The sequence below is a fragment of the Nostoc sp. JL33 genome (assembly GCF_017114985.1).
Taxonomy (GTDB): Bacteria; Cyanobacteriota; Cyanobacteriia; order Cyanobacteriales; family Nostocaceae; genus Nostoc.
On record NZ_JABXKP010000037.1, the window covers coordinates 1 to 9,064 of the forward strand.

Sequence of the window (9,064 nt, forward strand, 5' to 3'; positions counted from 1 at the left end):
TATATGTATTTACTTATCTTTACACAGTTTGGTTTTTTCACCTCGTTCTACTTATCAAAAGCTTATTGCTCTACGCCAGCAAACTCCAGCTTTGCAAAGTGACAATATTAAGTTTTTCTACGAAAATGCAGATCAGAAAGTGCTGGCTTACACCCGTTGGGATAAGCAAAATTCTCATGTCGTCGTCGTGGTAAATTTCTCCGATCAGAATCTAAATCAATATAAAATTTCCGACTTCCCAACTACTGGGTATTGGCGAGATTGGGTTGGTAATCGGGAAGTGGAATCTGGAGAAGATGTTTTAGTCACTGACTTGCCAAGCTATACAGCTAAGATATTTATTTTGCAAAGATGATCAATCAATCGCTATGACTTGCGTATCTCAGTTTTAACGCCAAAATCAGGCTTTCAGATAGTTCCTATTGATAACTTGGCTAGAAATACTGATTAGCTTACACCAATTCTTTACCCAGTTTTTTCCAAGATTTTATAATGGTAAAACTAAGGCTCCTATCCGTAGTCTCACGAGTCCACATATTGTCATAATTATTTGTTCGTATTTACTTGAATTTAGTCTAAATCTTTCAGAGGCGACTCTAAATATTTTTAACACACGAATTAAGTGTTCGACAAAAATTCGGTCTGAAGCCATTTCTTTATTTTTTGATTTCTGGTCAGGTCTTAATTCTCCTTTTTTCGGTTTCTTCATGGGACTTTTAATTGATGGTTCTCCAATAGACCTATCCACAAATAAAGCTCAAAATAGCTGAAACCCTTACCTAGCAAGCTTTTTAGCAGAAGTGAAACAATAATCTCTAAAACCCTGTCCAGGGCTAGGTTTCAGGCAAATAAAGTTCTCATTTCCGGATAAGTCTAATATAACCTTTATCGCCTTGAAATTTTTGATTGAAGCTAAAGCCTTTATGACCTTGACGAAATAAAGTTATGTCACTTTTTCGTCCTGGTTCTCCTGCGATTATATCAACAATATCTTTCCCATCAGTCCTGTCATCGATGAGGGTAGGAGCAGATTGCATCCGTCAAATTGTGCTTTCACTGCGAAATTTTTCTCGCTTAGATGAATCAGAAATAAAACGAGTAGACATTCACTCTGGTATTGATAGCACGCTGTTAATTTTGCAGCATTGACTTCAGAATAATAGTAAACATTCCGAAATTGCTATCGTTGAAAAATATGGACAACTACCTTTAGTTAATTGTTATGCTTCTGCTCTCAATCAAGCATTTATGAATATTATTAACAATGCCATTGATGCCTTAGAATCATCAGATACAAATCGCCAAGCGACTATTATAATCCAGACTGATATCATGTCCGGTTAAACACTTGTCATTGCGAGTGAAGCGATCGCGAACACTGTACTTGGTTTCCGCAATAACATATCACAACTAATTTACCGGACATGATATGAATTAAGAGAATCAAAAAAAGTACTAATCCGCATCTCAGACAACGGTATAGGGATGAGCAAATCTCTACAAAATAAGATATTTAATCCATTTTTTACAACAAAATTAGTAGGTAGTGGTACAGGTTTGGGATTATTAACTAGCTATTCGATCATCGTAGAAAAACATGGGGGCCTGTTAAGCTGTATTTCCGCACCAGGACAGGGTACAGAATTTATCATTGAAATTCCGGTGTAAATTTTTGCTCTGGACTATTATGAGCAGCGCTATCGTGAGCGAACAGTTAATCATCTCCACAAAAGGGCACAGCAATTGGGTTTTGAGCTTATTCCCCAACCCCAAGCAAATGCGGTTTCTTAAAAGAGCACTAAAGTGGGCATCTAAAAAGTTAAGCAATACCTTTTGCCGTCTGGGCGACGATGAAATCAACTACATCCTCTAGGCGTTCTGTACGCTTGTAGACTTCGCGCTGTCGTGTTGCGCCGTTCCCATGCTGCATCGTCTGCCGCACAAGCGATGAAATCTCGTCCCAGTCTCCATACTCTTCTAGCGATGGACGCACAAAAGCTAGAAACTTCTCAAGCAATTCCTGCGCCGGGACAGCACGCATTGCTTCAACATCTATCAGTTCTGTATCCAATCCATAGCGTGCAGCTCGCCAGTGAGCAGCACGTATAAGTTCGTGGCGTGCTGCTGGGAACGGTTCGTCTATTTTTGCTTGCTCGTAACAAGTCCGTGCTAAGGCACGCACCAGTCCCGCAACCATTACCGCTTCGTCTACCGTCATGCATACATCCGTGACGCGAAACTCTACTGTTGGGAAACGCTCAGAAAGACGTGCATCCCAGTATATCTTTGTCGCCTCCTCTATACTCCCTGTTGCGATTAAAGCTTCTGCAAGCCCTTGATATTCAGCAAGTGACTCAAAAATTAATGGCGGCCCTGATATTGGCCACCTCCCCCAAATTTCCGTGCGGTAACTTGCATATCCTGTATCCATGCCCATCCAAAAAGGCGAGGAAGCGGCTAGCGCCAAAAGGGGTGCTAGCCAGATTCGCGCGCGGTTCATGACGCAAAGTGCCATCTGACGATCGCTAATCCCAACGTGTACGTGACAGCCGAAAATCATTTGTTCGCGAGTAAGTTGCTGATAATCTCGCATCAGCCCTTGGTAGCGTTCTTTGGGCGTAATCTGCTGTTCTGACCACGAAGAGAACGAGTGCGTCCCAGCCGCAGCGATTTGGTTCCCGTCTTTGGCTGCTGCGGCAATTACTTCCCCCCGCAAACGCACAAGTTCTGCGCGTACTTCCGCCAGCGTTTTGCAGACGGGTGTGCCAATCTCTATCTGCGAGAGATAAACTTCAGGTTGTACCTCTTCCCCAAGAGCTTTGTTGGCTATCTGTAAAATTTGCTGTTGACGCGAACAAAGCTCACGAGTTACGGGGTTGATAATTTGGTATTCTTCTTCGACACCGATAGTGAAGTCTTCTGTTTGGGATGCCATATAAAATCTCTTTCTAAGGGAGCAGCTTTTAATATTAACTCTTTTGAGTACTTCTGCGAAAAGCTAGCATAACTGTGGGTGTTAAAATTCAAAGTGGGTTTTGTCAAACAGCCTTTGTTCACCTCCCGATGGCTTTAATCAACTACGAGATCCAAATTTAGCAGGGGTAGTAACTGAATTTATCGGACAAACATTGGCAGAATAATTAGCTGAAAACAATTGTGTCATTACATAAAAACTATGAGCTTTAAACTTCAAGCCTTGCAACTTTCTACTCTCCAGAAACAGTCTGAGGGACTGACTGTAACTGCTTGGCAAAAATTTCTTTTAGATAATGGCTTCCCTATTGCTGCCGTTGATGGTGATTTTGGGAATATTACAGATAAAGCAACTCGCGAATATCAAAGCCGTAATACTTTAGCTGTGACAGGAGTTGTCGATATTAGTACTTATAAAAAAGCACTAGAGCAAGGTTTTGCAATTTATTTTGCTATTTATACCAATGCCGGAAAAAAACTCTTATCTTATCTTAACTTTGGTGAGAATGAGGTCAAAGACTTACAACAAAGCTTAACAGCGATCGCTCGGTTGAACCCTCCTTTAACAGTTGATGGAGACTTTGGCCCCAACAGTATAAGGGGACTAAGCGAAACTTATAAGAAAAGAGACATTAATTTTCGAGCCGAGTTAGCTCAACAGCTTTCTAATCCAACAAAAACCAAGCTAGGCATTGATTTTGATCTGGCTTTAGATAACATAACCGAATACGCAAAAAGATTAAGGCTTAAACTCAGTGGAAAGGACTGGGTTAATTTTTTCCCAAACAGCGACTTAATCGATGATTTGGCTTCTCCCTTCCGTCAAAAAGTACAAGCTTTTGAGCGGGCCTTACAAAATGCCGGAGCTACTATCAGTATTGCTTCAGTATTACGTTCCCCAGAAAGAGCTTATTTAATGCACTATGCTTTCCGTATTAGTAATCATGAAATTGCTGCCAAAGATGTTCCTCCCATGCCCAATGTAGATATTAATTGGCTGCATTATACGGAAGCTGGCTCTGTCCTTGCTGCTAAAGAAATGGTGTCTGCTTATAATATTGCTTTTCGACCTGTTCTTACCTCTCGTCATACCCAAGGATTAGCAATTGATTGGGAAATTACTTGGTCAGGAACTTTAAATATCAAAAACGCTAGTGGAACCATCGTCACTATTGGTCAGCCACGAACGAGTTATGAGAATTCTACTTTATGGCAGGTAGGCCGTTCTTACGGTGTAATCAAATTATCTAGTGATCGTCCCCACTGGTCTAGTGATGGACATTAATGGATAGTCTTAGAGGATGTTTGAAAAGTCTAATTTATTACTAGCCGGGCGACTAGAAGTCGCCCGCCAGTTGCTCATGGGGTTTCCCCCATGAGCAACTGGCTTGGCTACACGAGACAAAACCCACCTCCGTGGGTTAAAAACCTTGATTTTTCATGCTTTCCACGGAGGTGGACTTCTCTGCGAGACGCTGTTCGCGTTCGTTTGTGTAGTAGCGAATGTGCGATTCGCCCAATACTTTTCAAACAACCTCTTATCTCTCTTTTGTCACTTTCGGTAGAGAATAATCTGTAACCACAAAAGATATCATTGCTCTTGCTCGCCCTACTAAATCACCAGCCCACTGACGCGACTAAATTCTCTTGTGTTGTGCGTAAATAACGTTAAGTTATATGTCAAAGCAATCGCAGCTATTTGGAAATCATTAGGGACTATTGGAGTACTTTTTGTGAATAATTCTGCACCAATTCTACCGTAAGTGAGGGCAGTAAACATGGCAAGAAAAAAATCTAGATTAGTGAAAATCAAACGGTTTTTAAGTATACTGCTGCTTTTGGCTATGTTCTTAGGCGCTCTTTTATTGCCCCCTACTTTCGCACACGTAACTGCGGAAAACTCCATTGTTAAAAGGTTGCCCGACGCTCAGAGTTTGCTAGAACAGGGCAGTAAATTTTATGAAACCGAACGGTTTGCTCAAGCAGCAGTTTCTTGGCAACAGGCTATCTCTGCATTACAAGACAATGGAGATGAACAAAGACTTGCGATCGCACTGGGTAATTTATCATTAGCTTATCAGCAATTGGGAAAGTGGTCAGAGGCAGAAGGTGCGATTCGCAATGCGATAGCTTCGCTTCACGCTCAAAGTCCCAACTTATTACAAACTGCTAAAAATAAAGATAGCAAAGACTCCTCGCAAATTCTAGCTCAAGTCCTAGATATCAAAGGTCGCCTGCAATTGGCTCAAGGCAAAGCTGAAGATGCCCTGGATACTTGGCGAGTATCACTTGACATTTATGCCAAAATAGGAAACGAAAGAGCGGTTATTCAAAATCGGATTAACCAAGCGCAAGCTTTGCAAGCTTTAGGGTTTTATCGTCAAGCCGAGAAGACGTTAAGGGAAAGTACCCAGATTCTCCAAAGTCAACCCAACTCACCTATTAAAGTCGCAGCCCTGCATAGTCTCGGCAATGTGGTGCAAGTCACTGGTGATTTAGAAACATCTCGGCAGATATTACAGCAAAGTTTAGAAATAGCTTCATCGTTGCAAGATAAAGAAGCGATCGCTGATATTCTCCTCAGTCTGGGTAATGCAGCCCGTGTTCAGCAAGACACGCAAACAGCTATAAAATTTTATCAACAAACTATCAAAACTGCAACCTCACCCACTACACGCATCCAAGCTCAAGCAAATCAACTAAGACTACTGCTGAAAAGTGACCAATTGTCAGCTTTCCAAACATTGTCCTCTCAAATTAAAACTCAGCTTAACGACTTACCCGTTAGTCGGGCAGCAATTTCTGCCCGGATTAACTTTGCCCAAAGTCTAATGCAATTCCGAAAAAAAACCGCCGCAGACACGGACTCATGGTTGGACATTGCCCAATTACTGGCAACTGCTATTGAGCAAGCAAAAAGTTTGCAAGATAGACGCACACAATCCTATGCTATTGGTGTTTTAGGTCAAGTGTACGAACAAACTCAACAGTGGTCTGATGCCCAAAACCTCACCCAACAAGCCTTGCTCATTACTCAAGCTATCGATGCTAAAGACATTGGCTATCAATGGCAATGGCAACTAGGACGTTTGCTTAAAACTAAGGGAGATATCAAAGGAGCAATAGCAGCTTACACAGAAGCAGTTAATAACCTCCAAGCTCTCCGTAGTGATTTAGTTGCTGTCAATTCTGCGGTGAAATTTTCCTTTCGAGAAGAAGTTGAACCAGTTTATCGACAATTAGTTGATTTACTTTTGCAATCTCAGGGTAACTCCCAACCTAGCTCAGAAAATCTCGAAAAAGCCAGCAATACAATCGAATTACTCCAAATAGCAGAACTAGAAAACTTCTTTCGCAACAACTGTTTGAATGCTCAAATCTCTAATCCAAAAAAAGATCCAATGGCAGCAATTATTTATCCATTTATTTTGCCAGATCGATTCGAGGTAATCATCGAATTGCCTCAACAGCGCTGGTTGCACTACACTACCCCGGTAGTTGAAAAAGAAGTGGAAAGTACTTTAGCGCAACTACAAGAAAATCTACCCAAACCACACACGCTCCGACAGGTTCAGTCTTTATCCCAGAAGGTTTATAAATGGCTGATTCAACCTGCTGAAGCTGCCTTAGCTAAAAGTAATACTCCTACTTTGGTGTTTGTGCTGGATGGCTGGTTGCGAAATATTCCGATGGCAGCTCTCTACGATGGCAAACAGTATCTAGTTGAGAAGTATAACATTGCACTTACCCCCAGTCTGCAACTGATTGAACCCAAACCATTCGAGAAGCAATTAAAGGCAATAGTCGCAGGATTGACTGAAGCAAGTTCTGGATTTTCTGCACTACCCAACGTCAAACTGGAGTTAGAAGAAATCGGCTCTCAAGTCCCTAACAGCATCCTGATGAATCAAGAATTTACCAGCAAAGCTTTGCAAAACCGGATTAATTCTCTATCTTTCCCTATTGTTCATCTTGCAACTCATGGTCAGTTTAGCTCCAAGGCTGAGGAAACATTTATTGTTGCTTGGGATGAGCGTATTTATGTCAAAAAGTTAAATGAGTTAGTGCGAACACTAGAGCAAAACAGACCCGAAGCGATTGAATTGCTCATTCTTAGTGCCTGTCAAACAGCTACCGGGGACGAACAAGCTGCATTGGGAATTGCTGGTGTCGCTTTTCAGGCAGGAGCACGCAGTACGATCGCTTCTTTGTGGAACTTGGATGATGAGTCTACAGCTGTGTTGATGAGTCAATTTTACCAAGAGTTAGCTAACAAAAACTTGACTAAAGCTGAAGTACTCCGTCGCGCCCAGCTAGCTCTTTTGCAAAATCCCAAATACAAACGTCCCAGGTTTTGGGCCCCCTATGTTCTTTTAGGCAATTGGCTTTGAGCCACTCTCACCACTTGAAGTGGTGGGATTCAGGCTAGGAGTTGCAGTTAACTAGATGCGATCGCATCAACTGACAATGCGATTATATAAATTTATGTAAAGAAATTAGGTTTTGCGTAAAACGAACGCGATCGCAACTGAGAATTATCAGAGGTGACTGCAACGACCATAAACCCACATTAGTGGTGTGACATAACCAAAAGTTTAGCGATCGCTGTTTGCTTAAAGAGGTGCAATGTCCAAGATAAGTATTCGTTGGGGCTGGTTTTTAGGAATTGCAATATGTGGTTCAAGCATTTGGAGTAAAAATTGCGCTTTTGCCGACATTATCCCGGATGGCACTTTACCTAAGAACTCTAGTGTCAAATTAGAGGGGAACAACAGCATCATTGAAGGAGGAACCCAAGCAGGTGGCAACTTGTTCCACAGCTTTCGGGAATTTTCTGTCCCGACTAACGGTGCTGCTTTGTTTAATAATGCTGCGGATATTCAGAATATTATCAGTCGGGTAACGGGTGGATCAGTCTCTAATATTGATGGGTTAATTGGCGCTAATGGCACAGCTAATTTGTTTTTGATTAATCCTAATGGGATTGTATTTCGTCAGAATGCTCAATTAAATATTGGTGGTTCTTTTGTAGGGACGACAGCTAATGCTATTGGATTTGGCAATCAAGGTTTTTTTAGTGCTGAAAATCCCGAAAGTTCTTCATCTCTGCTAACAGTCAATCCTTCGGCTTTACTATTTAATAAAATCAAAACTGCATCTATCGAAAATAATTCAGTTGCTTCCTCCGGTTTAAATCCATCTTCTGAATTTATAGCAACGGGTTTGCGTGTACCAGATGGCAAGAGTTTGCTGCTAGTAGGTGGTGATATCAATATGGATGGTGGAAAATTGTTTGCTTTTGGTGGGCGAGTGGAATTAGGTGGGTTAGCAGGCGCGGGAACAGTTGGGTTAAATGGCGATGGTAATAATCTGAGCTTGAGTTTTCCCAATAGTGCAGAAAGAAGTAATGTTTCCCTTAGCAATGGCGCTCTTGTATATGTGACTGCTGGCGATGGTGGAAGTATCGCGGTTAATGCCCAGAATTTAGAAATGACAAAACAGAGTGGACTGTTTGCAGGAATATATAGTGGGCTAGGTTCTGATAGTAGTAAGGCGGGAAATATTAATCTCAATGCAACTGAAGCAATTAATCTTAACAATGGAAGTTACATTAATAATCTGGTGCTACCAGAAGCAAAGGGACAGGGAGGGAATGTCAGTATAAGTGCTAAGACTTTGCAAGTTGGGGGTGGGGCACAGGTGAATGCTTTTACACTTGGTGTAGGCAAGGGGGGAGATTTGACCGTTGATGCCCAAAATGTTCAGATCATTGGTGAATCAGCAGATGGTCAATTTTTCAGTGTGTTGGGTACTGTCACACAGCCAGACTCAACAGGAGATGCGGGTGATTTGACTATTAAAACTAATACCTTATTAGTGCGAGATGGGGCACAAGTGGCTGCTGGTACTTATGGTAAGGGCAAGGGAGGGAATTTAACCGTTGATGCTCAAGACGTGAAAGTAATTGGTACAGGCATCAAAGGTCGTTTAAGTTACCTGAATACTGAGACACAGAAAGACTCAACAGCGGATGCGGGTGATTTGACTATTAAAACTAATACCTTATTAGTGCGAGATGGGGCACAAGTGG

At 41.9% G+C, this 9,064-nt stretch carries 6 protein-coding genes and 1 pseudogene; 5 read left to right on the top strand and 2 right to left on the bottom strand.

The annotated features are described in order from the left end of the window. The coding region (locus tag HWQ23_RS08695; RefSeq protein WP_292826472.1) for an alpha amylase C-terminal domain-containing protein at positions 1 to 355 on the top strand (355 nt) is incomplete at its 5' end. Positions 356 to 487: 132 nt separating this feature from the next. Here HWQ23_RS08695 and HWQ23_RS08700 read toward each other — a convergent pair. Further along, positions 488 to 709, bottom strand: coding sequence for a transposase family protein (locus HWQ23_RS08700; RefSeq protein WP_292826475.1), 222 nt, complete (start codon positions 707 to 709; stop codon positions 488 to 490). A 287-nt stretch (positions 710 to 996) separates the two neighbouring features. Between HWQ23_RS08700 and HWQ23_RS33410 the strand changes: the two are divergent. Continuing rightward, positions 997 to 1,668, top strand: a pseudogene (locus HWQ23_RS33410) (sensor histidine kinase); the annotation flags it as partial. Positions 1,669 to 1,819: 151 nt separating this feature from the next. Here the strand turns inward: HWQ23_RS33410 and HWQ23_RS08715 are convergent. Beyond that, positions 1,820 to 2,935, bottom strand: a complete 1,116-nt coding sequence (locus tag HWQ23_RS08715; protein WP_292826478.1) for a carboxylate-amine ligase — start codon at positions 2,933 to 2,935, stop codon at positions 1,820 to 1,822. A 240-nt stretch (positions 2,936 to 3,175) separates the two neighbouring features. Between HWQ23_RS08715 and HWQ23_RS08720 the strand changes: the two genes are divergently transcribed. The 3 genes from HWQ23_RS08720 to HWQ23_RS08735 form a co-directional block, all read left to right on the top strand. Further along, a complete protein-coding gene (locus HWQ23_RS08720) occupies positions 3,176 to 4,258 on the top strand; it encodes a peptidoglycan-binding domain-containing protein (RefSeq protein WP_292826481.1) in 1,083 nt (360 codons plus the stop codon). Positions 4,259 to 4,751: 493 nt separating this feature from the next. Beyond that, positions 4,752 to 7,364, top strand: a complete 2,613-nt coding sequence (locus tag HWQ23_RS08730) for a CHAT domain-containing protein (RefSeq protein ID WP_292826484.1) — start codon at positions 4,752 to 4,754, stop codon at positions 7,362 to 7,364. Positions 7,365 to 7,599: 235 nt separating this feature from the next. Next, positions 7,600 to 9,064: filamentous hemagglutinin N-terminal domain-containing protein (locus HWQ23_RS08735; protein WP_292826487.1), on the top strand; the 1,465-nt coding region annotated here is incomplete at its 3' end.